26 protein-coding genes are annotated in these 23,837 nt (G+C 58.9%); 15 read left to right on the top strand and 11 right to left on the bottom strand.

What is annotated here, in order from left to right; translation table 11 throughout:
* The first annotated feature begins 20 nt into the window (after window positions 1-20).
* Window positions 21-788 (top strand): helix-turn-helix domain-containing protein, encoded by a 768-nt coding sequence (locus tag CUN63_RS05220; RefSeq protein WP_129437674.1) that lies wholly within the window; start codon window positions 21-23, stop codon window positions 786-788.
* A 273-nt stretch (window positions 789-1,061) separates the two neighbouring features.
* On the opposite strand, the gene bglX is transcribed toward CUN63_RS05220, so the two are convergent.
* Window positions 1,062-3,326, bottom strand: coding sequence for a beta-glucosidase BglX (bglX, locus tag CUN63_RS05225; RefSeq protein WP_129445059.1), 2,265 nt, complete (start codon window positions 3,324-3,326; stop codon window positions 1,062-1,064).
* A 277-nt stretch (window positions 3,327-3,603) separates the two neighbouring features.
* On the opposite strand from bglX, the gene CUN63_RS05230 reads away from it, so the two are divergent.
* Genes CUN63_RS05230 through CUN63_RS05240 form a run of 3 tightly spaced genes read left to right on the top strand, consistent with a single transcriptional unit; the run spans window position 3,604 to window position 4,641 of the window.
* On the top strand, window positions 3,604-3,921 hold the full coding sequence (locus tag CUN63_RS05230; RefSeq protein WP_129437676.1) for a helix-turn-helix transcriptional regulator: 318 nt from the start codon (window positions 3,604-3,606) through the stop codon (window positions 3,919-3,921).
* Between the two features lie 44 nt (window positions 3,922-3,965).
* Window positions 3,966-4,328, top strand: a complete 363-nt coding sequence (locus CUN63_RS05235; RefSeq protein WP_129437678.1) for a type II toxin-antitoxin system RelE/ParE family toxin — start codon at window positions 3,966-3,968, stop codon at window positions 4,326-4,328.
* On the top strand, window positions 4,321-4,641 hold the full coding sequence (locus CUN63_RS05240; protein WP_129437680.1) for a helix-turn-helix domain-containing protein: 321 nt from the start codon (window positions 4,321-4,323) through the stop codon (window positions 4,639-4,641). The genes CUN63_RS05235 and CUN63_RS05240 overlap by 8 nt, the downstream gene beginning before the upstream one ends.
* 23 nt (window positions 4,642-4,664) lie before the next feature.
* On the opposite strand, the gene CUN63_RS05245 is transcribed toward CUN63_RS05240, so the two are convergent.
* On the bottom strand, window positions 4,665-5,723 hold the full coding sequence (locus tag CUN63_RS05245) for an MBL fold metallo-hydrolase (RefSeq protein WP_129437682.1): 1,059 nt from the start codon (window positions 5,721-5,723) through the stop codon (window positions 4,665-4,667).
* A 213-nt stretch (window positions 5,724-5,936) separates the two neighbouring features.
* On the opposite strand from CUN63_RS05245, the gene CUN63_RS05250 reads away from it, so the two are divergent.
* Together CUN63_RS05250 and CUN63_RS05255 are read left to right on the top strand one after the other, a co-directional pair.
* Window positions 5,937-6,545 (top strand): TetR/AcrR family transcriptional regulator, encoded by a 609-nt coding sequence (locus CUN63_RS05250; RefSeq protein ID WP_129437684.1) that lies wholly within the window; start codon window positions 5,937-5,939, stop codon window positions 6,543-6,545.
* Between the two features lie 139 nt (window positions 6,546-6,684).
* A complete protein-coding gene (locus CUN63_RS05255) occupies window positions 6,685-7,224 on the top strand; it encodes a DUF1003 domain-containing protein (RefSeq protein ID WP_129437686.1) in 540 nt (179 codons plus the stop codon).
* A gap of 7 nt (window positions 7,225-7,231) precedes the next feature.
* Here the strand turns inward: CUN63_RS05255 and CUN63_RS05260 are convergent, their stop codons facing one another.
* Window positions 7,232-8,173 (bottom strand): LysR family transcriptional regulator, encoded by a 942-nt coding sequence (locus CUN63_RS05260; RefSeq protein WP_129437688.1) that lies wholly within the window; start codon window positions 8,171-8,173, stop codon window positions 7,232-7,234.
* 15 nt (window positions 8,174-8,188) lie between these two features.
* Here CUN63_RS05260 and CUN63_RS05265 point away from each other — a divergent pair, with 15 nt between their 5' ends.
* Both CUN63_RS05265 and CUN63_RS05270 read left to right on the top strand, forming a co-directional pair.
* Window positions 8,189-8,896, top strand: coding sequence for a CTP synthase (locus tag CUN63_RS05265; RefSeq protein WP_129437690.1), 708 nt, complete (start codon window positions 8,189-8,191; stop codon window positions 8,894-8,896).
* A complete protein-coding gene (locus tag CUN63_RS05270) occupies window positions 8,893-9,216 on the top strand; it encodes an antibiotic biosynthesis monooxygenase (RefSeq protein ID WP_129437692.1) in 324 nt (107 codons plus the stop codon). The genes CUN63_RS05265 and CUN63_RS05270 overlap by 4 nt, the downstream gene beginning before the upstream one ends.
* Window positions 9,217-9,341: 125 nt before the next feature.
* On the opposite strand, the gene CUN63_RS05275 is transcribed toward CUN63_RS05270, so the two are convergent.
* Entirely contained in the window at window positions 9,342-9,668 is a 327-nt protein-coding gene (locus CUN63_RS05275; protein WP_129437694.1) for a DUF2025 family protein, read from the bottom strand.
* 234 nt (window positions 9,669-9,902) lie between these two features.
* On the opposite strand from CUN63_RS05275, the gene CUN63_RS05280 reads away from it, so the two are divergent.
* From CUN63_RS05280 to CUN63_RS05290, 3 genes are all read left to right on the top strand, one after another.
* Complete coding sequence (locus tag CUN63_RS05280; RefSeq protein ID WP_129437696.1) at window positions 9,903-11,030, top strand: glycerophosphodiester phosphodiesterase; 1,128 nt, start codon at window positions 9,903-9,905, stop codon at window positions 11,028-11,030.
* A 109-nt stretch (window positions 11,031-11,139) separates the two neighbouring features.
* Entirely contained in the window at window positions 11,140-11,457 is a 318-nt protein-coding gene (locus CUN63_RS05285; protein WP_129437698.1) for a PepSY domain-containing protein, read from the top strand.
* A gap of 134 nt (window positions 11,458-11,591) precedes the next feature.
* Window positions 11,592-12,764: a GAF domain-containing sensor histidine kinase gene (locus CUN63_RS05290; protein ID WP_129437700.1), complete on the top strand. Its 1,173-nt coding sequence runs from the start codon at window positions 11,592-11,594 to the stop codon at window positions 12,762-12,764.
* A gap of 15 nt (window positions 12,765-12,779) precedes the next feature.
* On the opposite strand, the gene CUN63_RS05295 is transcribed toward CUN63_RS05290, so the two are convergent.
* The 3 genes from CUN63_RS05295 to CUN63_RS05305 form a co-directional block, all read right to left on the bottom strand.
* Window positions 12,780-13,127 (bottom strand): hypothetical protein, encoded by a 348-nt coding sequence (locus tag CUN63_RS05295; RefSeq protein ID WP_129437702.1) that lies wholly within the window; start codon window positions 13,125-13,127, stop codon window positions 12,780-12,782.
* 159 nt (window positions 13,128-13,286) lie between these two features.
* Window positions 13,287-13,724 carry a hypothetical protein gene (locus tag CUN63_RS05300; RefSeq protein ID WP_129437704.1) on the bottom strand — a complete coding sequence of 146 codons (438 nt, stop codon included), beginning with the start codon at window positions 13,722-13,724 and terminating at the stop codon, window positions 13,287-13,289.
* 112 nt (window positions 13,725-13,836) lie between these two features.
* Window positions 13,837-15,459: a methyl-accepting chemotaxis protein gene (locus CUN63_RS05305; protein ID WP_129437706.1), complete on the bottom strand. Its 1,623-nt coding sequence runs from the start codon at window positions 15,457-15,459 to the stop codon at window positions 13,837-13,839.
* Between the two features lie 423 nt (window positions 15,460-15,882).
* Between CUN63_RS05305 and CUN63_RS05310 the strand changes: the two genes are divergently transcribed.
* Together CUN63_RS05310 and CUN63_RS05315 are read left to right on the top strand one after the other, a co-directional pair.
* On the top strand, window positions 15,883-16,905 hold the full coding sequence (locus tag CUN63_RS05310) for a transporter (RefSeq protein ID WP_129437708.1): 1,023 nt from the start codon (window positions 15,883-15,885) through the stop codon (window positions 16,903-16,905).
* 200 nt (window positions 16,906-17,105) lie between these two features.
* Window positions 17,106-18,719: an inorganic phosphate transporter gene (locus tag CUN63_RS05315; protein WP_129437710.1), complete on the top strand. Its 1,614-nt coding sequence runs from the start codon at window positions 17,106-17,108 to the stop codon at window positions 18,717-18,719.
* Window positions 18,720-18,851: 132 nt separating this feature from the next.
* Here CUN63_RS05315 and CUN63_RS05320 read toward each other — a convergent pair whose 3' ends face one another.
* Window positions 18,852-19,748 (bottom strand): LysR family transcriptional regulator, encoded by an 897-nt coding sequence (locus CUN63_RS05320; RefSeq protein WP_129437712.1) that lies wholly within the window; start codon window positions 19,746-19,748, stop codon window positions 18,852-18,854.
* A 121-nt stretch (window positions 19,749-19,869) separates the two neighbouring features.
* Between CUN63_RS05320 and CUN63_RS05325 the strand changes: the two genes are divergently transcribed.
* Window positions 19,870-20,628 carry an SDR family NAD(P)-dependent oxidoreductase gene (locus tag CUN63_RS05325; protein WP_129437714.1) on the top strand — a complete coding sequence of 253 codons (759 nt, stop codon included), beginning with the start codon at window positions 19,870-19,872 and terminating at the stop codon, window positions 20,626-20,628.
* A 109-nt stretch (window positions 20,629-20,737) separates the two neighbouring features.
* On the opposite strand, the gene CUN63_RS05330 is transcribed toward CUN63_RS05325, so the two are convergent.
* The gene (locus tag CUN63_RS05330) at window positions 20,738-21,175 is read right to left on the bottom strand and encodes a multidrug/biocide efflux PACE transporter (RefSeq protein WP_129437716.1); all 438 of its coding nucleotides are present in this window, start codon (window positions 21,173-21,175) and stop codon (window positions 20,738-20,740) included.
* Between the two features lie 90 nt (window positions 21,176-21,265).
* On the opposite strand from CUN63_RS05330, the gene CUN63_RS05335 reads away from it, so the two are divergent.
* Entirely contained in the window at window positions 21,266-22,120 is an 855-nt protein-coding gene (locus CUN63_RS05335) for a LysR family transcriptional regulator (RefSeq protein ID WP_129437718.1), read from the top strand.
* Window positions 22,121-22,227: 107 nt separating this feature from the next.
* On the opposite strand, the gene CUN63_RS05340 is transcribed toward CUN63_RS05335, so the two are convergent.
* Both CUN63_RS05340 and CUN63_RS05345 read right to left on the bottom strand, forming a co-directional pair.
* Window positions 22,228-23,463, bottom strand: coding sequence for an RNA polymerase sigma factor (locus CUN63_RS05340; RefSeq protein WP_129437720.1), 1,236 nt, complete (start codon window positions 23,461-23,463; stop codon window positions 22,228-22,230).
* On the bottom strand, window positions 23,463-23,813 hold the full coding sequence (locus CUN63_RS05345) for a YciI family protein (RefSeq protein ID WP_008151161.1): 351 nt from the start codon (window positions 23,811-23,813) through the stop codon (window positions 23,463-23,465). Before CUN63_RS05345 ends, CUN63_RS05340 begins: the two co-directional genes overlap by 1 nt.
* Between the last annotated feature and the right edge of the window lie 24 nt (window positions 23,814-23,837).

Here is a 23,837-nt window from a genome sequence, read left to right on the forward strand (position 1 = left end):
CCAACCGCTGGGACTGCTCGATGCGCAATGTTTCGATTGATCTGCTGGACCACACGCCACGGCCGGTGGTGGCCATCGGTACGGATTATTCCCACGGCCATTTGTTGCCTCGTCATACCCATCGGCGGGCGCAATTGTTATACGGCGCCACCGGGGTGATGCAGGTCAGCACGCACGACGGCAATTGGGTAGTACCGCCGCAGCGGGCGGTATGGATTCCGGCGGGGGTGGCGCATGAAGTGCTGATGCTGGGGGTGAGTACCCGCAGTTTGTATATCGAGCCGGGCGCGGTGGATCTGGGGGATCGCTGCCAGGTGATCAGCGTTTCGCCGTTGATGCGGCATTTGCTGATGGAGGCGGTGGAGATCCCGCTGGCGTATGACGAGCGCGGGCGCGACGGTACGCTGATCGGCTTGCTGCTGCATGAACTGGCGCGCAGCACTCACCTGCCGTTGCACATTCCGCTGCCCGTCGATGCGCGGCTGCTCGCGTTGTGCCAGGGCTTTGTGCAGCGGCCCGACGCTCATCAGTCGCTACAGCAATGGGCCGATCAGTTGCACATCAGCCTGCGCACCTTCAATCGCCTATTTCGCCAGCAGACGGGTCTGAGTTTCAGTCAATGGCGGCAGCGGGCTTGCGTGGTGCTGGCTCTGGCGCGGCTGGTGGCCGGCGAACCGGTGACGCGGATTGCCCTGGATTTTGGCTATGACAGCCCCGCTGCGTTCTCGACAATGTTCCGCCGCGTACTGGGGCAGGCACCGTCCGTCTGGTTGGAGGGGGCGAAGTAGTCAGCCCAAAAAAGAGAGGCCGCTGCCGTTAATACCAGTCAGTTAAGCAATTTCAGCCGCGACGCACACTTTGTAGCAGCTGGCGAAGCCTGCGTTCGGCTCGGCCCGCGCTCGGGCGAAGCAGTCGTGAATCCGACTGACGCGGTCTGCCTGATGCACCGCAATCTCTGGTTTTACGACTGCTACGCAGCCGAACGCAGGCTTCGCCAGCTGCTACAGATCGCATAACGGTTCAACTGACTGGCATTAGCCACTGCCGCTAACGCCTCGACCTTAAAGCAACTCAAAACTCTGCTCCTTCACATCCTGAGAATCCAGACCGATCTGCACCCGGAACTCGCCCGGCTCGGCGGCGTATTCCAACTGAGCGTTGAAGAACTTCAAGTCGTTCTCATCAATGCTGAAGTGGACCGCTTTCTCTTCTCCTGCCTTGAGCATGATTTTTTGAAAGTTCTTCAGTTCTTTGACCGGACGGCTGAGGGAGCCAACGACATCGCGGATATACAGCTGAACCACCGTTTCGCCGTCGCGCTGGCCGGTATTCTTCACGATGACGCTGGCGACGAGCTTGTCGGTTTTGTTCAGTGTGGTCGAAGACAGGGCCATGTCAGTCAGGCTGAAGTCGGTATAGCTCAGTCCATAGCCGAAGGGATAAAGCGGACCATCGGATTGATCGAAATATTGAGATGTGTAGTTGCGAGGCGCACCCGGCAGGTAGGGGCGGCCGGTGTTCAAGTGGCTGTAGTAAATCGGGATCTGCCCCACGGAGCGTGGAAAGGTGATGGGTAACTTGCCGGACGGGTTGTAGTCACCAAACAATACATCGGCAACGGCGTTGCCTCCCTCGGAGCCGCTGTACCAGGTTTCCAGAATCGCATCGGCCTGTTTCTGCTCCTTGCCGATGGAAAGTGGCCGGCCGTTCATCAATACCAGTATCAGCGGCTTGCCGGTGGCTTTCAGGGCGGCGATCAATTCACTCTGGCGCCCCGGCAGATCGAGGCTGGTTCGACTGGCCGCTTCATGAGACATACTGCGGGGCTCGCCCACCACTGCAATCACAACATCGGCTTGCTGTGCAGCCTTGACCGCTTCGTCAATCATTTCTACTGCCGGCCGAGCGTCGTTCTCGATTTCGGCCACTCCCAGATATTTAACAACCTCCGGATCTTCCGTGAGATTGGCGCCTCGGGCATAGATCAGCGAACCTTGGTTCATTGCGCTTTTCAGCCCGTCGTAGATCGTCACCGATTGCGAGGGCACGCCGCTTGCGGACCAACTGCCCATGATGTCGACGGTACTTTTTGCCAACGGGCCTATGAGTGCGATCACGCCCTCTTTCTTTAGTGGCAAGAGCCCGTTTTCATTCTTCAGCAGCACCAATGTCTTGCGTGCCACCTCACGGGCCTGCGCTCTGTGCAGACGGTTTTCGGCATTGTTATCAGCGGGGTCTTCACCGGCAACGCCGATGCGCCGGTAAGGGTCTTCGAACAGCCCCATGTCGTACTTGGCCCCCAGGACTTCCCGCACGGCGTTATCGATATTGCTCTGGGAAACAGCGCCAGACTCAAGCAGCCCGGGTAGCTCCGGGCCATAAGAGGAGTCGTTCATGCTCATATCAATACCGGCCCTGATCGCGAGCCTGGCCGCTTCGCGGTGATTCTTCGCAACGCCATGCTGAACCAGATCGGTTATCCCGTTATGGTCGCTGATGACCAGCCCCTTGAAGCCCCATGCTTTGCGAAGCAGGTCTTGCATCAACCATGCATTGGCAGCTGCTGGCACGCCATTTATCGAGTTAAGCGCTGCCATCATCGCTCCCGCGCCACCCTCAATCGCCGAACGATAAGGTGGCAGGTAGTCCTGGTACATCCTGGCCAGGCCCATGTCGACGCTGTTGTAGTCGCGTCCACCCTCGACAGCACCATACAACGCGAAGTGTTTGGCGCTGGCCATGATGCTGTCGGGTGCATTCAGGTTTTTGCCCTGGTAGGCCTGAACCATCGTTTTGGCAATGCGCGAAACCAGATAGGTGTCTTCACCGAAGCCTTCGGAGGTGCGCCCCCAACGCGGATCACGGGCGATATCTATCATCGGTGCAAAGGTCAAATCGATACCGTCCGCACTGGCTTCTTTCGCCGCCGTTCGACCGCTCAACTCGATGGCATCCATATCCCAGCTGGAGGCCAACGCCAGGCCAATGGGAAAAATGGTTCGATGGCCGTGTATCACGTCCCAGCCGAAAAACATCGGTATTTTCAGGCGGCTTTGTTGAGCCGCGTCCTGCATGGGTCGGTTTACGTAACGGCTCACAGAGCCGTACGTACCCCCAATGCGCCCGGCAGTGATTTCTTGGCACATCCTTTCGGGAGTCATCTTTTCATCAATAGCGATCAGCCGCAGTTGGCCGACTTTTTCTTCCAGGGTCATCTGATTCATCAGGTTGGTCACAAAGGCATCTTTGTTTGACGATGCCATATCGGCCAGGACGGGCAGACTTGTAAAACCGATCAGGGTACATAGCAGACGTAGTCTTTTCATGATTCCCTTCCCTGCATAACGCTGTGGCGCACAGCCTCTGAAACGCCACCTTTCCTTGTATTGAAAATCAGAAAGCTGACGTTCAAACATTGCCGCTGACGGGTGTTGAAAACCCATTGAGCTTTCAGGAGCCGCCTAAAAATAGCGTAGTCGGTCCAACGCTCCTGCCTGAGAGGAAAAATAGAACCGATCAAAAAATGAGTTTGATTCGGGCTTAAAACAACTGTACAAAAACACAGTATATTTTGAACCAGCACTCTTGAGCCCGGAGAACACCATGGCCTCTCTTGCGATGAAAATCACCCTGGAACGTATCGCCCTTTTCCAATTCACCCCCGCACATTGCGCTCAGGCCCGAGCGATGCTGGGCTGGAGTGTGGAGGAGTTGTCTCGGGAATCCGGGGTTTCGGTTGACGCTATTCAGCGATTTGAGGATGAACGCGATGTGCTGGATGTTACGCGGCTGGCACTGGCATATCGGTTTGAATCGGAGGGGTTGGTGTTCTTCCCGGGGTTTGTGCCGGAGAGAGGGATGAATGTGAGAGGGTCTACGCCTGATCCGGTGGGGCGGGCGGATTATGCGATGGTTGAGTGAGAAATCATCGATTGACGATTATTCCCATATAGGTATATTTTCGCATGAGTACAAGGAAGTCACTCCTGTGGGTTAGCAGCAGTAAGAAAGACCTCAAGCAAATGCCCGCAGATGTACAAGATGTTTTTGGTCATGCACTAGATCTGGCACAAAGCGGTGCAAAACATCCCGACGCGAAGCCTCTAAAGGGTTTTGGAGGTGCAGGTGTGCTTGAGATGGTGGATGACTTCAATACGAACACCTATCGCGCCGTTTATACCGTTCGTTTTGGTAATGCCATTTATGTTCTGCACTGCTTTCAGAAGAAGTCGACTACGGGCATCACAACCACGCAGTGCGACATCGATTTGATCAGAAAGAGACTTCAAGCGGCGCAGGATCACGCAAAAGGATCAGGAAATGATTGAAATCGAAGAGAGCAGCGGGAACGTCTATGAAGACCTCGGGACGCCCAACGCCAATGAAATGCGAGTCAAATCGCAACTGGCGGCCAAAATTGGCGAGATCATCAAGGCTCGCCATTTGACCCAAGTTCAAGCGTCAGAAATCTTGGGCCTCTCTCAACCCAAGCTTTCTGAGATGTTGCGCGGAAAGTTTCGCGGCATCAGTGAAGCCAAGATGATGGAATGCCTTTCCCTGCTCGGACGTGACGTGCAGATCGTGATCAAGACAGCCCCCCGATCACGAAAAGAGGGCCGTATTGAGGTGGTTTTCGCTTAAGACGCTCAGCCCGGTTTTACACGCTATGCGTTCTGAGGCTCCACCTGATCGCCAATGTTTTCCATCTCCGACCACCAAGTGCTACCCCGCTGCGGATACATCACATTGAACGCCTGACCCATCTGCGGCGTGGTGATCGAAACATTCCGCTCCCAGGCCAACGCCAGAATGCGGTCGAAGGGTTCGTACCAGGCGTGCATCGACAGGTCGAAGGTGCCGTTGTGAATCGGCAGTAACCAGCGGCCTTTGAGGTCGATGTGTGCTTGCAGGGTTTGCTCCGGTTGCATGTGCACATGTGGCCACTCGACGTTGTAGGCACCGGTTTCCATGAGCGTCAGGTCGAACGGGCCGTATTGCTCACCGATGCGTTTGAAGCCATCGAAATAACCGCTGTCGCCGCTGAAGAAGATTCGCGTGTCGCCGTCGATCATCACCCACGAGGCCCACAGCGTGCTGTTGCCATCGAACAGACCGCGCCCGGAAAAGTGCTGCGAAGGCGTGGCGATGAACTGAATACCGTCGACCTCGGTGCCCTGCCACCAGTCCAGTTGTCGGACTTTGCTGGCATCGATGCCCCATTTGATCAGGGTGTCGCCCACGCCCAGCGGCGTCAGAAAGTACTGGGCCTTGTCCGCCAGTTTGAGCACCGCTTGATAATCGAGGTGGTCGTAGTGATCGTGGGACAGGATCACCGCTTCAATCGGCGGCAGCTCTTCGAGGCTGATAGGCGGCTGGTGGAAGCGCTTCGGGCCGGCCCATTGCACCGGTGAGGCTCGCTCGGCAAAGACCGGGTCGGTGATCCAGAATTTGTCCCGCAGTTTCAGCAGTACGGTGGAATGACCGAGTCGGTAAACGCTGTGGTTGGGAGCAGCGATCAACGCTGCCTGAGTCAGGGTTTGCACCGGGACAGGCGCCGTCGGGCGGGTGTCGTGCGGTTTGTGGAAGATCATGTTCCACATGATGCGCAGGGTTTTGCGAAAACCTTCGCGCTTTACCAGCGCATGATTTCGAAAGAGCCCTTCTACCTGACGGGAAGCTTCAGGCGTAGAGACGTTATCCGATGGGGAAGTTGATGTGGCCATGACTGAATGACTCCAGAAAAACCGCACAATTCGCGATTTCCGCTTGGGACGATAAATGGCCAAGGCACGCACGCATCAGCCGGAGATTCTATTGTTCACTGCACAGGATTAACAAATCATTACACTGCACAGTGTAGTTTCTAGGTTGCATCAAAGCCGATCACAAGTAAACTGCCGAGTGTAATTCTCACTTCTTCCTGCCGAAGCGTACTTATGACAGCTCCACAGCGCCTCACTGACCGAAAACGTGAAGCCATCATTCAGGCGGCGATTGCCGAATTCCGTGCCAACGGTTTCGATATCACCAGCATGGACAAGATCGCCGCCACCGCCGGCGTGTCGAAGCGCACGGTGTACAACCACTTCCCCAGCAAGGAAGAGTTGTTCGCCGAAATCCTCAATCAATTATGGGCGCGGGTGACGTCAGAACAGGAAACGCCCTACCACCCTGACCTGCCGCTGCGCGACCAGATGCGCCGGATGCTGATGGCGAAATTGCAGATGCTGGGCGATGACAATTTTCTCGACCTGGCGCGAGTGGCCATCGCCGCCACCATCCATTCCCCCGAGCGCGCCCAGAATATGGTCGCCCGAATGGGTGAGCGCGAAGAGGGCCTGACGGTGTGGATCCGCGCTGCTCAGACTGATGGCCGTTTGAAGCCGGTGGCCCCCGAATTCGCCGCTCAACAGATTCAGGGAATGCTCAAATCCTTTGCATTCTGGCCGCAGATTTCCATGGGCCTGCCCGGCCTGTCAGCCGAAATGCAGACCACGGTGGTGGAGTCGGCGTTGGACATGTTTTTGGCCTGCTATCAGCTCTGAATCGAGTTGCAATAAATGACAAGGTCTGCCGATTTACCGATTACAGGTCGCTCTGAATAAAACACCGCAATGTGTTTCAGAATGAAACTGGCGCTGGGGCTATAGTGAGCCTCAGTCCCAGCGCCATGCAGAGAGCACCATGACCACCACGACTTCCGACACTCAACCCGCCCTCCCCATCGACCACCTGCGCTTTCATCGCCCCCACGCACATCTGGCGCCCACGTTCGGCAACGACAAGTTTGCCCTGCGCGCCGAGGCCTTCGCGCGGTTCTTCGGCACGCCGACCTTTCTCGGAGCGCAGACGCTGATCGTGGTGGTATGGATTTGCCTCAATCTGTTCGGCGTGGCCCACTTCGACCTCTACCCGTTCATCCTGCTCAACCTCGCATTCAGCCTGCAAGCGGCTTATGCCGCGCCGCTGATCCTGCTGGCCCAGACCCGCCAGGCAGCACGCGACAAAGCCCAGTCTGAAGCCGATGCGCTACACCGCGAATCCCTCGCCGTGGCCAACAGTGAACGTCAGGCACAAGCGGCGCAGAACACCGCGCAACTGCTGGAACTGCTCGAGCAAAACACCCGGCTTACCGAAATGACCAAGGCCCTCACCGAACGCATCGAAAGCCTGACCTCGGAAATGCATCAGCACTTCGTGCGCAAGGATCAGCCGAAGGTTTAGCGCTCGGTCAAGGCAATCGAAGCGCCCGCCCCAACTCATCGAACAACGTCACCACCGAGCGCAAGGCGCGGCAGTCCGGGCGGGTCAGCAACCAGAGCGCCGTGTCGTAACCGTGTAACGGCTCGCTCAACGGTTGCAGCCCTTCACCGATGAGGAAGTCCGGCAATGCCGCGACACCGAGCCCGGCCCGCACCAGCTCAGTCACCGACAACATGCTGTTGCAGCGATAACCCGGTGTGACGCCGGGCAACTGCTGACGGCGCCACACGACGGTGGGGTGATCGGGGAGGAAGTCGTCCGGGGCGATCCAGGTCAGCGAAGCCAAGTCTTCGGAATCGACCGATTTCAGATACGCCTCGCTGGCACAGACTCGATAGGAAACCTCCGCCAATCGCCGGCCCACCAGGTGTTCGGGCGGTGTGCGAGTCAGGCGCAAGGCGATATCCGCATCCCGGCGGCTGAGGTTGGCGAAGTCGTTGGACGTACTCAGCTCGATGGTCAACGCCGGGTAGCCGGGCATGAACCGCGCCAGCGCCGGCAGCAGCAAGCCTTGCAAGACCGAATCGGTGCAGGTCAGGCGCACCGTGCCGCTGATGACTTCACCGCCCTGCTCCACACCAATGCGCGCCGCCTCCAGCGCCTGTTCGGCCCGTTCAGCCTGCTCGGCCAGGGTCTGCGCCAAGGTGCTGGGCAAGTAGCCGGCGCGGCTTTTTTCGAACAGTTGCTGGCCCAGCGCGGCTTCCAGTCGGCGCACGGCGCGAAATACGGTCGAGACGTCAACCTTCAACAGCGTCGATGCCCGGGCCAGAGAACCGCCGCGCACCAGCGCGAGGATCAGGGACAGGTCGGGGTAATCCAGTCGATAGTGCATCGGTGCATTGATCAATTGGGATAACGCCAATATTGAGTGCGTGAACGCCAATCTATAGTGGGTGCCAGGAATCAACAAGCGTGGAGCGCACTCATGGAAACCCGCCCAATCCGCATCGCCTTGATCGGCGATTACGACCCGCAAGTCACCGCTCACCAGGCCATCCCCATCGCCCTCAGCATGGCCGCCGAACAGGCGGGCACAGACGTGCAGCTCCAGTGGTTGGCCACCGACCGCATCAGCGCCGATGCGCCATTGGCTGGCTTCGACGGTTTCTGGTGCGTACCTGCCAGCCCTTACCACGATATGGACGGTGCGTTGCGGGCGATTCGTTTTGCCCGTGAACAGCAGCGACCGTTCCTTGGCACCTGTGGCGGTTTTCAACACGCCGTACTCGAATACGCTCGAAATGTCCTGGGTTGGGAAGATGCCGAACATGGCGAGACATCGCCCGATGCGACGCGAGCGCTGCTCACGCCACTGACCTGTTCGCTAGTGGAGGCCGTTGACAGCATTCATCTGGTTGAAGGCTCGTTGATCGCCCAGGCGTACGAAAACGCCGAGATTGTCGAAGGATATCGCTGCCGCTACGGCGTTAATCCAGCGTTCGAACGTGAGTTGTTGACCCAACAGCTGTACGCCGTTGGACACGATTCAACCGGCGACTTGCGGGCGGTGGAACTCAAAGGTCATCCGTTCTTCGTCGCGACGCTGTTCCAACCTGAACGCGCCGCGCTCAAAGGCAATCTGCCGCCGCTGGTCCGTGCGTTGATCGCAGCCTGCAAGAGGCAGAAGTCATGATCGCCAAGACTCTGCCAGCGCCTTACTACGCGGTGATTTTTACCTCCCTGCGCACCGACGGTGATCACGGCTACGAGCAGGCCGCCAGGCGCATGGTCGAACTGGCCCGTGAGCAACCTGGTTTCCTGGGTGTGGAATCGGCTCGGGGTGAGGACGGGCTCGGGATTACGGTGTCCTACTGGGCCAGCGAAGCAGCGATCCTGGCGTGGAAACATCATCCCGAGCACAGTGAGATTCGCGAGCGCGGGCGGTCGACCTGGTATTCGTCTTGTCATACGCGGGTGTGCAAGGTTGAGCGGGCGTATGCGTTCAAGCAGTAAATGATGCGGCGTTCTTCAGTCCGCCTTCGCGAGCAAGCCCGCTCCCACATTGGTCTTGTGATCGACACATAACCCATGTGGGAGCGGGCTTGCTCGCGAAGAGGCCAGCACAAACACCGCAAAACTCAGCTCTGCACCAGACTGCGAACCGCCGAAATCTGCGGCACGTCCCGCCGATTCATGTACACCCGCAACGGCTCGGTGATGTTGATCCGGTCATCGATGTTCTGATCCAGCAACAACTGAATCAACTCACGCTTGAGCGTCATGGCCTGCCCGGAATCTGGGGCCCAGACGAATTCACTGGTGGGAATAATGCCGTCATCCGCCACGTCCATGCCGAAGGCGTCTTCGCTGAAACGAACGATGTAGTGGCCGGTCTTGCGATTGAGGCCGACGAAGCCTTTGAGTTGGTCGGCGGCCTGGCAGATGAGCTCGGAAGTGATGCGCATGATAAACCTCACAGAAGGTCGCGAAGGACCGGTGATCGATGGTTTACACGCAGGGCAAGCGAATGGGCGTTCCCTCTGCCGGGGTAACTGCCGGGGCCAAGAGTACTGCAAAGAAGCGCACAAAAGCGCTGAAAAAATCTGCTTTAAACACGTTTATGTCGGTCTGACGATAGCGCAAGCGGCAATCAGTTGTTAAAAGAGACGTCTTTGAAAATCTGCGAAAGGACCTCGACCATGCCTGTTACCTTCACCAAGAGCGCCCTGTTGCTGAGTCTGATGCTGGGCCTCGGCCAGGCACAGGCCGCCAGCGAACCAAGCCCCACCGCATTGGCAACCCGCACGGGCATCCCGCATCCGGCTGTGATCGCCCACCGTGGCGCGTCGTTCGATGCACCGGAATCCACCGCCGCCGCCTACAAACTGGCCCGCGATCTGGGGGTCGATTACCTGGAAATGGACCTGCAACGCAGCAAGGATGGCGTGCTCTTTGCTCTGCACGACAACAACCTGCAACGCACCACCGACGTCGCCAGCAAATTCCCTGAACGCAAGGACCGCCCGGCCAACGAGTTCACCCTCGCCGAGCTGAAAACCCTCGATGCCGGCAGCTGGTTCAACACCGCCTACCCGGATCGCGCACGTCCTGCGTACGTCGGTCTGAAAATTCTGACGCTGGACGAAATCATCGATATTGCCCAGGGCAACCCGCTGCACAAGCCTGGTCTGTACATCGAAACCAAAGAACCGAAGCAGTTTCCCGGGATCGAGCGCGACCTCAAGGAAAAACTCCAGGACCGCGGCTGGTTGAGCCCGGCGGGTTCGAAATTGGCGAAGAGCGATCTGGCGGTTGGCCAGGGCAAAGGTAAAGTCGTGCTGCAAACCTTCGAGAAGAGCAGCCTCGAACTGCTCGAGAAGGAAATGCCGAAAGTGCCGAAAATCCTCTTGCTATGGGTCGGTGAAGGCAGCATCGAGCCGAAATCCAAGGTGACGTTTGCCGAGTCCGGCGACAAGGACAAAGCCACTTACTACGCCAAACAGCAACCGAAGGACAAAGCCGAATTCCAGCAATGGGTCGAATACGCCAAAGCCCAGGGCGCGATCGGCACCGGCCCTTCTGCCGCGCTGACCAAGGGTGGTGATCAGAGTTACTCGGACCTGGTGCAACCGTGGATGAACCAGTACACCCACGATCAGGGCTTGTTGGTGCACGTCTACACCATCGACGATGCCGTGGATTACCAGAAAGTCATGGACGCCGGCGTCGACGGCATCTTCACCAACCGCGCCAGCGAACTGCTCAAGTTCTACAAACGCCCGGCGGCGGCCAGTGTTGCGCAGTTGCTGCAGAACAACGGTTACTGATGACCGAGGGAACGATCTTCGCTCAGTCACGTTCGGTGAATTAAGGGTGGATTAAGTTGCGCCGGTTAGCCTGATCCCACTTAAACAGATCACCCAAGGATAGAACCTCATGAAAACCCTGACTGCCCTGTTCACTGCCGCTGCCCTGACTCTCACCGCTGGCCTGGCCCAGGCCGATGTCCGTCCTGACCTGATCCCGGGTCTGCTCAAGGCGGGCACCATCATGGACCTGGAAAAACTCAACCAGGCAGCCCTCGCCCAGCATCCAGGCACCACCGCAGCAAACATCACCGATACCGAACTGGAACAGACCGCCACTGGCGCTTATGTCTACCAAGTGGAGATCCGTGACGCCAAAAATGTTGAGTGGGATGTAGATCTGGATGCCAAAACCGGCAAAGTACTGAGCAACAAACAAGACACGTAATCGCCTCACGATAAGCCGCACGATTTTCGGATCGTGCGGCTTTTTTGCATGTCCGATTCAGGCAATCAAGTCGCGCCAACGCGGCGCCAGCCCGCTAGAATCCCACCACACTGTTCATGCAGGGGTAGATTGAAATGGGGCAAGCAGCGGCAGCAGACATCGCCACGATCGGTCGGATCAGTGCAGTGCCGGCGATTCTTCAAGTGATCCGTGAACTGACGGGGCTGCGCTTCGCCGCCGTGGCCCGGGTCACCGAAGACTCGTGGACGGCGTGTGCGGTGCTCGATCAGCTGAATTTCGGTTTGCAGGTCGGCGGTGAGCTGGATCTTGTCACGACCCTGTGCCACGAAATTCGTCAGACGCATCATTCGGTGGTCATCGACAAGGCCAGTGAAGACCCGCTCTACCGCGACCACCACACACCTCGCCGCTATCAGTTCGAAAGCTACATCTCCGTGCCGATTTTCCGCACCGACGGACGCTTTTTCGGCACCCTCTGCGCTCTTGACCCCAATCCTGCGCCACTCAAATCCAGCACGATCCAGAGCACCATGGAATCCTTCGCCCGAATGCTGGCGCTGCAAATCGAGGCCGAAGAAAACCTGCAAAAGACCGAAGCAGCGCTGAGGCAGGAACGCGAAGCCGCCGAACTGCGCGAACAGTTCATCGCCGTGCTCGGGCATGACCTGCGCAACCCCTTGTTCGCCATCAGCGCCGGTGCCGAAATGCTCCTGCGCAAACTGCCCGATCCGGCGAATCAGCAACGGGCCCGGCACATCCTCACCAGCGCCCGTCGTGCGACCAAACTGGTCGATGACGTTCTGGATTTCGCTCGCGGCTCACTGGTTCGTGGCATTCCCGTGAACATCGAGCCGTGCCCGGATCTCGAGGATGCATTGCGGCATGTGATTTCAGAGGTTCAGAGCGTCCATCCCGACCGCACCATTCAATCGTCCATCGGCGACCTGCACAGCGTTCATTGCGATCGCGAGCGGGTCGCGCAGTTACTCTCCAATCTGGTAGCGAACGCGGTTGCTCATGGCGATCCCGATGGCTCGATCGATATCAGCGCGCAGATCAATGAAGGACAGTTCGTGCTGAGCGTAAACAATCAGGGGCTGATTACCGAGGATGCGCTGCCACATCTGTTCCGGCCCTACTCGCGACCGGTCAGCGGAACACCACGGACCGGCCTCGGGTTGGGGTTGTACATTGCCAGTCAGATTTCGCAGTCCCATGGCGGAAAACTGGACGTGGTCTCGACCGGGCAACAGGGCACGACGTTTACGTTCAGCTTGCCGGTGTGATCTGCCAGGCTCGAATCACTTGACCATAATGATCAACGGCTTGGAGCGCCAGATTCGGTCGTCTCTGACAACCTCATAAAAGGTAGTCACCAAACCCGGTGTGATGAAGGTTTCCTTCACATAGAAATGCACAGGGTTTACTTCTTCAATCTCGGTGATCTCATGCGTAAAAACTGTTTCAGTGCCTGCTTTGGTGACCCATACCACCTCAAGATGATCCCCTTCGCTCAAACCCTGTTTGCCAGGGACAGACGCCCGCAGACCGGGAGCCGAGGGTAAAGACACCTCACCCTCATACTCCTGACCTTCGACCGGCGTCATGCTCGGGATCGTCAGTTTTTCCAACACTTCAAGCGTAGACATGGGAACACTCCTTATCGGGATAATCGCGCCATTGCGCTGACCCGATCATCAAGCCGTCAGGAATGCGTCCCGTCTACTGTCAGAAATAACAGGTACCTTCTGAATCAATGGGTTTGAAGCGTCGAATCCGACCAGCGGTCATGCCTACTGAACGGAATATCAGGCCGAAGTGCTGACCAGCGATCCCGACGTACTGGAACCGGAATCCTGCAACGCCTGCAACAACGCCGCCGTTGCCGTCTGCAATGACCCCGAAGTCGTCGCAATCTGCGACTGAGCCGCCGCGACGTCCGCCGCTTTGGCTTCGGCGCTTTCCTGTTTGGCCTGGGCCGCTTGCAGTTGCTGCTGTTGTTCCTGCAATTGCTTTTGCAATTCGGCGATCTGCTTGCGCAGCTCTTTCACCGTATCGGATTCTTCGCTGCTGCTGGAACTGCTGCCGCTCGCCGCAGGGGCGCCGCCGGCGGATACCTTGGTGGTGTCGCTGGACGCCTCAGCGGTTGCCGTGACTGACGTGTCATCGGTGCTGTCACTGACGGCAGTCTTGTTCGAAGCAGTCGAGGCCGTCGGGGTGATCGAAACGGAAGTGATGCTGACCATGGCGGTTTTCCATTGGGTTTATGGGATTACCGTGGTCATCGACATCGACACTGCGGACTTGAGATCGACTGTGTACCGACTCGGTAAGCAAACCGGTACACAGCCCTTCCCGTTACGCGCTTAAACGTGCCGTCACTTCATTCAACTGCCCCGACAACCCGTGCAGGTTGTGGCTGGCCGCTTCGGTGCGCTGCACGTTATCCAGATTGGTGCTGGCGATGCTGGTGATCTCGGTGAGGTTGCGCGAGATGTCTTCGGCCACCGACGTCTGCTCTTCCGCGGCGGTGGCGATCTGGCGGTTCATGTCGCGGATGGCTTCCACGGCAAGGGTGATGCGCTCCAGCATGGCGCCGGCCTGGGTTACTTGCTCGACACTTTCCTCACTGCGCGACTGACCGCTTTCAATCGCCTGAGCGGCGTCCACCGCACCGGTTTGCACCGTTTGAATGATCTGGTTGATCTCGATGATCGACGCCGCCGTGCGCTGGGCCAGGCTGCGGACTTCATCGGCCACCACCGCAAAACCGCGCCCGGCTTCACCGGCACGGGCTGCTTCGATGGCGGCGTTGAGCGCCAGCAGGTTGGTCTGCTCGGCGATGCCGCGAATCACTTCCAGTACCTTGCCGATGCGCCCGCTGTCGGTTTCCAGACGACGGATGACCGTGGCGGTATTGGCAATTTCGCCGCGCATTTGGGTGATGGTGTGAATGGTGCCCTGCATGACCTTTTCGCCCTGCTGGGCGGACTGGTCGGCATCGTCGGCGGCACGTGCCGCATCGGCAGCGTGGCGTGCGACTTCTTGCGCGGTAGCGGACATTTCGTTCATCGCCGTGGCCACCTGATCAGTACGGTTGAACTGCTCGTTGGTGCCGCTGGCCATGAGGCTGGCGATGGAGTTCAGCTCACCGCTGGCGCTGTCCAGATCCTTGGCGCTGCGCTGCAAACGACTGAAGGTTTCAGCGAGGAAATCGCGAAGTGTATTGGCCGCTGTCGCCAATTTGCCCAGCTCATCCTGACGGGTGCTGGCCACGCGTTCGGCGAAACGACCCTGGCTGAGTTGCGCCACGTACTCGATCAGTTTGCGAATCGGTTCCACCAGGTTGCGGTTGACCAGCCACAGGCTCAGCAACCCGATCAACAGACCCGAGGCGAGCATCACAATGATCCCCAGCAACACGGTGCGGTCGGCGTCGGCGCTGATCAGCTTCGATTGCTCGGCACCCTGCTTGCGCAATTCGCTGACCAACTCGGTCATCTGATCGCTGGTCGCGCGGTCAACACCTTTGACCGCCGTGTCGCCAGCCGTTGGGTCGGCGCCTGCCGCCACGTAGGCGTCACGGCCCTTCTGATAAGCCGCGCCCAACAGACGATGTTCGTCCCGCAGGCGTTCGATGCGGGTTTTCAGCTGCGGCTCGATACCCTTCTGCCCGGCCAGTTCGCCGAGGATGTCCTGCACATCGCGCTGACGGTCTTCGAATTGCTTCCAGTACTTATCCAGATCCGCGGGTTGTTTGCCACGCAGCAGGACGTTTTTCCACTCCTGAACCTGAACCTTGAATTGCAGGTTGGCTTCATCGATCAATTGCGAGGTGTGCAGCGGGCCTTCGATCAGATTCGCGTAGTTCTGAACACCGTTGGACAGAAAATGAAAACAGGCCAGGGCGATCAACAACATCGCGAACAAGCTGCCGCTCAACAACGCGAGGATTTGTGCTCTCAGGGATTTTTGCAGCATCGAGTGATACTCATGACAAGGAGGAGACACGCCGCGATCAGGCGTGAAAGGTGTTCGGACATCCCTGTCAGCGACCTTGGCCAGTGGCCAAAGCCATGCAAGTTCACGTAAGCAAGATCGGCGTGACAGAGCGGTTCTTTAATCATTTCCGACCGTCGGCAGTGCCACTATTTCGCCTCCACCGCTCTGTCACAAAACCGTCAAAACTCCTTGTGATGATACGGCTCAAGTGAACCTGAAAAATCCGCCGTAACGCGACCTGTAGCAGCTGGCGAAGCCTGCGTTCGGCTGCGTAGCAGTCGTGAAATCAGACAATGCGTTGCGTCAGGTAGACCGCGCGCTCAGGTTTTACGACTGCTCCGCAGCCGAACGCAGGCTTCGCCAGCTGCTACATAGAGCAATAGCGCCCCTTTGCGAGACCTCATGAACCACAGCATCGACCAAAGTCATCGCGACACGGACCTGTTCGGTCTGCTGTACGGTTTCAGTTTCCGCCCCGGTGAGCGCGGCCGGGAGCTCGATTCCGCCAAGGCGTTGCAGTGCCTGCAACAACCTGGCAACAACGACGAATTTCTCTGGCTGCACCTGAATCTGGCCCACGCCGCATGCGAACGCTGGATGAAAAGCCATCTGGAATTGCCCGACGAATTTTTCGAAGCGCTGCACGAGGGCTCCCGTTCGACGCGCATCGAGCATGTGGATTCGGCGTTGCTGGCGGTGGTCAACGACGTGGTGTTCAACCTCAGCAGCATGGTCTCCTCGGATGTCTCGACGCTGTGGGTCTGCGCCCGCAGTCGGCTGATCATCAGCGCACGGCTGCAACCGCTGCACTCGGTGGACAAGCTGCGCTCGTCGGTGAAGGCCGGAGAATGCTTTCGCTCGCCGCTGGAATTGCTGGTGCATCTGCTGCGCGATCAGGGCGAAGTGCTGACCCAGATCGTGCGCAAGACCAGCCTCAGTGTCGATCAGATCGAAGATGAGTTGCTGTCCTCGCGACTGTCGACCAATCGGGCAGAGCTGGGTGCCAACCGACGGGTGCTGGTGCGCCTGCAACGCTTGTTGGCGCTGGAACCGGGCTCGTTGCTGCGCCTGCTCAATCGCCCGCCGCAGTGGTTGCAGAAGGAAGACGTCAAGGAGCTGCGCAAGTCCACCGAGGAGTTCGCGCTGATCATTAACGACCTCACGGCGCTCGGCGAACGGATCAAGCTGTTGCAGGAAGAAATCGCCGCCAACCTCAACGAACAGAGCAACCGCACATTGTTCACCCTGACCGTGGTGACGGTGCTGGCGTTGCCGATCAACATCATCGCCGGGTTCTTTGGCATGAACGTCGGTGGGGTGCCGCTTTCCGGCGACCCGGAAGGGTTCTGGATTCTGGTGGCCTTGGTCGCGACGTTTACCGTGATCGCCGGGCGTTGGGCGTTTCGTAAGCGCCAGGATTATTAAGATCAAAAGATCGCAGCCTCGTTTCACTCGACAGCTCCTACAGGGTTGCGCATTCCAAATGTAGGAGCTGTCGAGTGAAACGAGGCTGCGATCTTTTGATTCTGCCTTTAAAAAACCCAAACCCTGACCCAGCGCAGCCTCCCTGTAACATTCAGCAACGATCATGGGCGACACTCCCTCTCCCCTTAGGATTGTCCGTCATGGCTACTCCTTCCTTCTCCGCCGCACAGGCGTCCGCCAGTAGCGCCAAACCGCAACTCGATAAAAAGCCCGGCCTGCTGACCATCGTGATTTTCTTCGCTGTGCTGGGCAGCGGGCTGTTGTTCACCGCCTACAGTCTGATGCACGACATGAACGAACTCGGCACTGTGGTGACCACCTGGACGCCGTTTCTGCTGTTGGGCGTGGCGCTGCTGATTGCCCTCGGCTTTGAGTTCGTCAACGGTTTCCACGACACCGCCAACGCCGTGGCCACGGTGATTTACACCAACTCCTTGCCGCCGAATTTCGCAGTGGCCTGGTCCGGGTTCTTCAACTTCCTCGGGGTGCTGCTGTCCAGCGGCGCGGTGGCGTTTGGCATCATCGCCCTGCTGCCGGTGGAGCTGATTCTGCAAGTCGGTTCCTCCGCTGGTTTCGCGATGATCTTCGCCCTGTTGATCGCCGCGATCCTGTGGAACCTCGTCACCTGGTGGCTGGGTTTGCCGGCGTCTTCGTCGCACACCCTGATCGGTTCGATCATCGGCGTCGGCGTGGCCAATGCCCTGATGCACGGTCGTGACGGCACCAGCGGCGTGGACTGGGCGCAGGCAACCAAAGTCGGCTATGCGCTGTTGCTGTCGCCGCTGATCGGCTTCGCGTTTGCCGCGCTGTTGCTGCTGGCCTTGCGTGCTTTCGTGAAGAATCGTGCGCTGTACAAAGCACCGAAAGGGGACACTCCGCCACCGTGGTGGATTCGCGGCATGTTGATCCTGACTTGCACCGGCGTGTCCTTCGCCCACGGTTCCAACGATGGCCAGAAAGGCATGGGCCTGATCATGCTGATCCTGGTCGGCACGCTGCCGATGGCTTACGCGCTGAACCGGACGATGCCGGCAGACCAGGCGCTGCAGTTTGCCGCCGTGGCCGAAGTCACCCAGCAAGCGCTGGTCAAAAGTGCGCCGCTGCCAGCGCCGGCCGACCCGCGTCCGGTGCTGTCCGAATACGTGCGCAGCAAGGAAGCCACGCCGCAACTGGTCCCGGCCCTCGCCGCGTTGACCGGCAATATCGGGAATGAAGTGAAGGGCTACGGCTCGCTCTCGAAAGTCCCGGCCGAGGCCATGGGCAACGTGCGTAACGACATGTACCTGACCAGCGAAACCATTCGCCTGATGGACAAAAACAAAGTCGGCAACTTCGACGCCGACACCAACGGCAAGCTGCAACTGTTCAAGCAGCAGATCGACAACGCCACGCGGTTCATTCCGCTGTGGGTGAAAATCGCGGTGGCCATCGCCCTGGGACTGGGCACCATGGTCGGCTGGAAACGCATCGTGGTGACGGTTGGCGAGAAGATCGGCAAGACTCACCTGACGTATGCGCAAGGCGCCTCGGCGGAAACCGTTGCGATGCTGACCATCGGCGCGGCGGACATGTTCGGCCTGCCGGTCTCAACCACGCACGTGCTGTCTTCGGGCGTGGCCGGGACCATGGTCGCCAACGGCGGCGGCTTGCAGATGAGGACCATCCGCAACCTGCTGATGGCCTGGGTGCTGACCTTGCCGGCGGCGATTCTGTTGTCGGGCAGTTTGTATTGGCTCTTCACCAAATTGTTCTGAAGCCGCGCAATACCCTGTGGGAGCGAGCTTGCTCCGGGCGGCGTTCCGACGATAGCGGACAGACAGTCGACATCTGCGTTGAATGTTAAACCCCCATCGCGAGCAAGCTCGCTCCCACAGGTTATGTGTTGTTCAAGTGGTGGATTGGATGACGTGCCCCAGCCAATCCATGAACGCCCTGACCCGCAACGGCAAATGCCGTTGCCGGGCATACAACAGCGAAACCTCCATGGACGGCGCGTTGAGCTGCGGCAGCACCGCCACCAGTTCGCCGCTGAGCAGGTGGGGCTGCATGCCCATCAACGGCGCCTGAATCAAACCAAAACCGCCCAGACACGCCGACTCGTAACAATCGGTGCTGTTGACCGTGACGCTGCCCGCCATCGGCACTCGACGCAACGTGCCTACTTGCTCGTACACAAAACCCTCTGACCGTGAACCCAATACGCCGACGTAATGGACCAGTCGATGCTGCGTCAGGTCTTCGAGCCGTTCAGGCACGCCATAACGTTGCAGATAGGCCGGGCTGGCGCAGTTGACCATCGCAAAATCGCAGAGGTGACGCGCGACCACCGATTGATCCGGCTGCGCGCCGACTCGCACCACGCAATCAAACCCTTCGCTGAGCAAATCGACCCGGCGGTCGGTGCTGCTGATTTCCAGCTCGAGATTGGGGTGCTGAGCCATGAACTCGGGCAGACGCGGCATCACCACCCGACGGGCCAGAATGTTCGGCATGTCGATGCGAATCCGCCCAACGAGCGATGCCTCGTCCTGGCGAAACAGCCCTTCGATTTCATCCATGTGCGACAGCAAATCCTTGCTGCGCTCGTACAACACCAGGCCGTCCTGAGTCGCCTGAACCTTGCGCGTGGTGCGTTGCAGTAACCGCGTGCCGACCAGCATTTCTAGGGCCTTGACATGCTCGGACACGGTGGACCTGGGCAAACCCAGGCTTTCACCGGCAAGGGTAAAACTCGACATCTCGGTGACGCGAACGAAGGTACGCAGCAGTTCCAGCTTGTTCATGGGCCCACCTTTATTGTTCGGATTAACCGACCAGTGATTCCGATTTACGCCTGTTTATCACTTCAAGGCGGATAAATAAACTTCATCCACGTCATCACCCACTGCTCCTTGAGGAAGTCCCATGAACCATAAAATTGTACTGATCACCGGCGCCAGCCGCGGCCTTGGCAAAAACGCAGCCCTGCATCTGGCAGCCCAAGGCATCGACGTCATCGGCACCTACAACAGCCGCGCCGAAGAGGCCCAAGCACTGGTCACAGAAATCGAAAGCCTTGGCGGTCGCGCCGTCATGCTGCAACTGGACGTTGGTCAGAGTGAAGGCTTCGCAAATTTCGCCACGCAGGTCGCCGACGTGTTGCGTAGCCATTTTGATCGCGAACACTTCGACTTTTTACTCAACAACGCCGGCATCGGCCTGAATGCAAACTTCGTTGACACCACCGTCGCCCAGTTCGATTTGCTGATGAACATCCATCTGAAGGGGCCGTTCTTTCTCACCCAGAACCTGCTGCCGCTGATGGCTGACGGTGGCCGCATCCTCAACGTTTCCAGCGGTCTGACCCGCTTCAGCTTGCCGGGTTACGGCGCTTACGCGGCGATGAAAGGCGCGATGGAAGTACTGACGCGTTATCAGGCGAAAGAACTCGGTGCCCGCGGTATATCCGTGAACACCCTGGCGCCTGGCGCGATCGAAACCGATTTCGGCGGCGGCACGGTGCGTGATAACAGCGACGTGAACAGCTATGTCGCCGGCAATACCGCGTTGGGGCGCGTTGGTCAGCCGGACGACATCGGTGCTGCGATTGCATTGCTGCTGGCGCCGGGCAGTCAGTGGATCAACGGCCAGCGCGTAGAGGCGTCGGGCGGGATGTTTTTGTAAACGCCATCAATATCAAAAGATCGCAGCCTCGTTTCACTCGACAGCTCCTACAGGGATCGCATTCCAATGTAGGAGCTGTCGAGTGAAACGAGGCTGCGATCTTTTGCTTTTATCCCGAGACAGCCTGGCGCATCACCACCCGCTCACGCACGACGTCATAGACCCAGTGGTAGACGTAGGTGTACGGCAGGAAAAACAGCAACACGCCGATATCCAGCAGGAACGCTTGCCACAGGCTGACCTTCAGCCACCAGGCGATCAGTGGCACACCGACCGCTACCAGACCACCTTCAAACAGCAGCGCATGGACAACGCGTACCCAAGCGTTGTGCACGATGGCGAAGCGTTTGAGCACGCGGTCGAACAGGCCGTTGAAGACCACGTTCCAGGCCAGAGCAAGGGCGGCGACAACAAGAGTGACAACGCCCATCTCGAGCATCGGTTTGTCCAGGATCCACGCCAGCAGCGGCGTACAGATCAAAATGGCCAGCAATTCGAAACCGATGGCCTGGAAAATACGTTCAGTGATGGATTTGTTGGCGCTCATGGCCAGACTCCTCTGAGTGACTGTGGTTGCCATGATCCTTCTTCACACCGATACTTCATAACCAATAACCATCGATCAAGGCGATAGTTCATGGCCTCTCAAGAAGTGTTGCAGGCCTTCGTCCAGGCAGCGACTCAAGGTTCGTTTTCCGCCGCGGCGCGCAAACTGGGCCGCAGTCAGTCGACCATCAGCGCCGCCGTGGCCAGCCTTGAAATCGACTTGAACCTGACTCTGTTCGACCGCAGCAGCCGTAAACCGAGCCTGACCCCGGCCGGGCACGTGATGCTGCAACGGGCCGAGGAAATCCTGGCCGCCACCAGCCGACTGGAAATGACCGCCAGCCAATTGTCCCAAGGGGTCGAACCGAAGCTGACCGTGGCGATTTCCGACACGTATCAGTCCGACCGATTCGAAGCGGCGCTAAGTGCTTTCGAGCAGCGCTATCCGGACCTGGAACTTGAATGCTTGATCGCCGAGTGCGATGACCTGGTGGCCTTGATGCAACGGGGTCGGGCGCATGTGGCCTTCGCCGAAAAACAGGACAGTTACCCGCCGGACCTGGTCAGTTCGACCATGGAAGAACGTGCCGAAATTGCCCTGTTCGTGTCCCGCGAGCATCCATTGGCGGCGCTGAGCCACATCGATCAAGACGTGTTGCAACAACACCGGGAGTTGCGTCTGGCGACGATCGTCAATCCGTATGAAAGCCGTGCGAAGGGGCGCGTCTGGTCGGCGCCGAGTTATCTGATGCTGCTGGAAATGGCCCAGGGCGGATTCGGCTGGGCGCCGTTGCCCCGGTGGCTGGTGGAGCGATTTGGGCCAGGGACGTTGCAGGAACTGGACGTACGCGGCTGGCCAAAACCGGTGTTCGTCGATGCGCTGTGGTCGCGGCTGCATCCGCCAGGGCCGGCGGGGAGTTGGTTGCTTGGCAAGATGCTGGAATAGCGGTGCTGCCATTCGCGAGCAAGCCCGCTCCCACAGGATTTGCGCTAAACCTGTGGGAGCGAGCTTGCTCCGGGCGGCGTTCCGACGATGGGGCCAGCAAATTCACCTTATTTTAATGCCTTGATCCGGGCCTCGATAAACCGCCGTTCCGGCACTTGCTGCGTCAACTCCAACGCCCGCTCATAAGCCGCCCGCGCCTCCTCAACCCGTCCCAACTGCCGACAAAACTCCGCCCGGGCCGCGTGCGCCAAGTGGTAATCCAGCAAATCACCCCGCGCCAGAATCCCTTCAACCAACGTCAGCCCCGCCAACGGCCCATCCCGTTTGGAGATCGCCGCCGCACGGTTCAATTCGATCACAGGCGAAGGCGCCGCCCGCAACAGCACGTCATACAGACCCACAATCTCCAGCCAGTCCGTTTCCGCCGCCGTGGGCGCTTCGGCATGCGACGCCGCAATCGCCGCTTGCAGGCAATAAGGACCGAATTGCCGAGTCGTCAGCGCCCGCTCTACCAACGCGCAACCCTCTTCGATCATCTCGACGTCCCACAACGAACGGTCCTGCTCATCCAGCACGATCAACTCCCCGCTCGCCGAAGTCCGGGCCGGGCGTCGGGACTCGTGCAGCAGCATCAGCGCCAGCAGCCCCATCACCTCGGGTTCGGGCAGCAGTTCCATCAACAGACGACCGAGCCGAATCGCCTCGCGGGTCAAATCCTCACGGGTCAGTTCCGCGCCCATGGACGCGGAATAGCCTTCGTTGAACACCAGGTAAATCACCCGCAGCACGCTGTCCAGGCGCTCGGGCAATTCCGCCAGGGTCGGCACTTGATAAGGAATTTTTGCGTCACGGATTTTGGCCTTGGCCCGCACGATGCGCTGGGCGATGGTCGCTGGCGCCGACAGAAAGGCCCGGGCGATTTCTTCCGTGGTCAGGTCGCAGACTTCGCGCAGCGTCAACGGCACCTGCGCGTCCGCCGCGAGTGCCGGGTGACAACAGGTGAAGATCAGGCGCAGGCGATCGTCTTCCACGTCTTCGTCACTCCAGTCGGCCTGCTCCAGCGCCTCCAGTTGAGCGATCAACATCGGTTGCGACGCGATGAAGCGTGCGCGCCGACGCAATACATCAATGGCCTTGAAGCGCCCCGTGGACACAAGCCAAGTACGCGGATTGTCCGGCACACCGTCACGCTGCCAGCGTTCGACCGCGACGAAAAACGCCTCGTGCAAGGCCTCTTCGGCGAGGTCGAAATCTCCGAGCAAACGGATCAGGGTCGCCAGAATCCGCCGCGAGTCTTCGCGGTAAACCTGCTCGACCTGCGCCCGTACCGACTCGGCCGACATCAGGCGCCGGGATTCAACTGACGAACGGGACGCACCTCGACACAGCCGACCCGGGCCGCCGGGATGTTGCCGGCGACCTGGATGGCTTCATTGAGGTCTTTGGCATCGATCAGGTAAAAGCCGGCCAATTGCTCCTTGGTTTCGGCGAACGGGCCGTCGGTGATCGACATTTTCCCGTTGCGCATCCGCACCGTGGTCGCGGTCTGCACCGATTCCAGCGCCTCGGCGGCGACCATTCGGCCGCTGCCCTGGATCGCCTCGGCGTAAGCCATGCATTCAGCGTCATTCGGGCTTTCGGGCAGCGAGTGCAACTCGTGCTCGTTGCTGTAGACCAGGCATAAATACTTCATGGGGCTCTCCTGAATCGAACGGAT

Origin of the sequence: Pseudomonas sp. ACM7, assembly GCF_004136015.1 — a bacterium.
Taxonomy (GTDB): Bacteria; Pseudomonadota; Gammaproteobacteria; order Pseudomonadales; family Pseudomonadaceae; genus Aquipseudomonas; species Aquipseudomonas frigoris.

Bases quoted from the DNA above. Each gene is read 5' to 3' on its own strand.
- CUN63_RS05330 (WP_129437716.1), bottom strand. From the start codon at position 21,175: ATGAGCGCCAACAAATCCATCACTGAACGTATTTTCCAGGCCATCGGT.
- CUN63_RS05240 (WP_129437680.1), top strand. From the start codon at position 4,321: ATGATTGAAATCGAAGAGAGCAGCGGGAACGTCTATGAAGACCTCGGG.
- CUN63_RS05320 (WP_129437712.1), bottom strand. From the start codon at position 19,748: ATGAACAAGCTGGAACTGCTGCGTACCTTCGTTCGCGTCACCGAGATG.
- CUN63_RS05295 (WP_129437702.1), bottom strand. From the start codon at position 13,127: ATGTCTACGCTTGAAGTGTTGGAAAAACTGACGATCCCGAGCATGACG.
- CUN63_RS05315 (WP_129437710.1), top strand. From the start codon at position 17,106: ATGGCTACTCCTTCCTTCTCCGCCGCACAGGCGTCCGCCAGTAGCGCC.
- CUN63_RS05290 (WP_129437700.1), top strand. From the start codon at position 11,592: ATGGGGCAAGCAGCGGCAGCAGACATCGCCACGATCGGTCGGATCAGT.
- CUN63_RS05245 (WP_129437682.1), bottom strand. From the start codon at position 5,723: ATGGCCACATCAACTTCCCCATCGGATAACGTCTCTACGCCTGAAGCT.
- CUN63_RS05250 (WP_129437684.1), top strand. From the start codon at position 5,937: ATGACAGCTCCACAGCGCCTCACTGACCGAAAACGTGAAGCCATCATT.
- CUN63_RS05310 (WP_129437708.1), top strand. From the start codon at position 15,883: ATGAACCACAGCATCGACCAAAGTCATCGCGACACGGACCTGTTCGGT.
- CUN63_RS05255 (WP_129437686.1), top strand. From the start codon at position 6,685: ATGACCACCACGACTTCCGACACTCAACCCGCCCTCCCCATCGACCAC.
- CUN63_RS05230 (WP_129437676.1), top strand. From the start codon at position 3,604: ATGGCCTCTCTTGCGATGAAAATCACCCTGGAACGTATCGCCCTTTTC.
- CUN63_RS05280 (WP_129437696.1), top strand. From the start codon at position 9,903: ATGCCTGTTACCTTCACCAAGAGCGCCCTGTTGCTGAGTCTGATGCTG.
- CUN63_RS05325 (WP_129437714.1), top strand. From the start codon at position 19,870: ATGAACCATAAAATTGTACTGATCACCGGCGCCAGCCGCGGCCTTGGC.
- bglX (WP_129445059.1), bottom strand. From the start codon at position 3,326: ATGAAAAGACTACGTCTGCTATGTACCCTGATCGGTTTTACAAGTCTG.
- CUN63_RS05305 (WP_129437706.1), bottom strand. From the start codon at position 15,459: ATGCTGCAAAAATCCCTGAGAGCACAAATCCTCGCGTTGTTGAGCGGC.
- CUN63_RS05235 (WP_129437678.1), top strand. From the start codon at position 3,966: ATGAGTACAAGGAAGTCACTCCTGTGGGTTAGCAGCAGTAAGAAAGAC.
- CUN63_RS05220 (WP_129437674.1), top strand. From the start codon at position 21: ATGCGCAATGTTTCGATTGATCTGCTGGACCACACGCCACGGCCGGTG.
- CUN63_RS05345 (WP_008151161.1), bottom strand. From the start codon at position 23,813: ATGAAGTATTTATGCCTGGTCTACAGCAACGAGCACGAGTTGCACTCG.
- CUN63_RS05335 (WP_129437718.1), top strand. From the start codon at position 21,266: ATGGCCTCTCAAGAAGTGTTGCAGGCCTTCGTCCAGGCAGCGACTCAA.
- CUN63_RS05300 (WP_129437704.1), bottom strand. From the start codon at position 13,724: ATGGTCAGCATCACTTCCGTTTCGATCACCCCGACGGCCTCGACTGCT.
- CUN63_RS05265 (WP_129437690.1), top strand. From the start codon at position 8,189: ATGGAAACCCGCCCAATCCGCATCGCCTTGATCGGCGATTACGACCCG.
- CUN63_RS05270 (WP_129437692.1), top strand. From the start codon at position 8,893: ATGATCGCCAAGACTCTGCCAGCGCCTTACTACGCGGTGATTTTTACC.
- CUN63_RS05275 (WP_129437694.1), bottom strand. From the start codon at position 9,668: ATGCGCATCACTTCCGAGCTCATCTGCCAGGCCGCCGACCAACTCAAA.
- CUN63_RS05340 (WP_129437720.1), bottom strand. From the start codon at position 23,463: ATGTCGGCCGAGTCGGTACGGGCGCAGGTCGAGCAGGTTTACCGCGAA.
- CUN63_RS05285 (WP_129437698.1), top strand. From the start codon at position 11,140: ATGAAAACCCTGACTGCCCTGTTCACTGCCGCTGCCCTGACTCTCACC.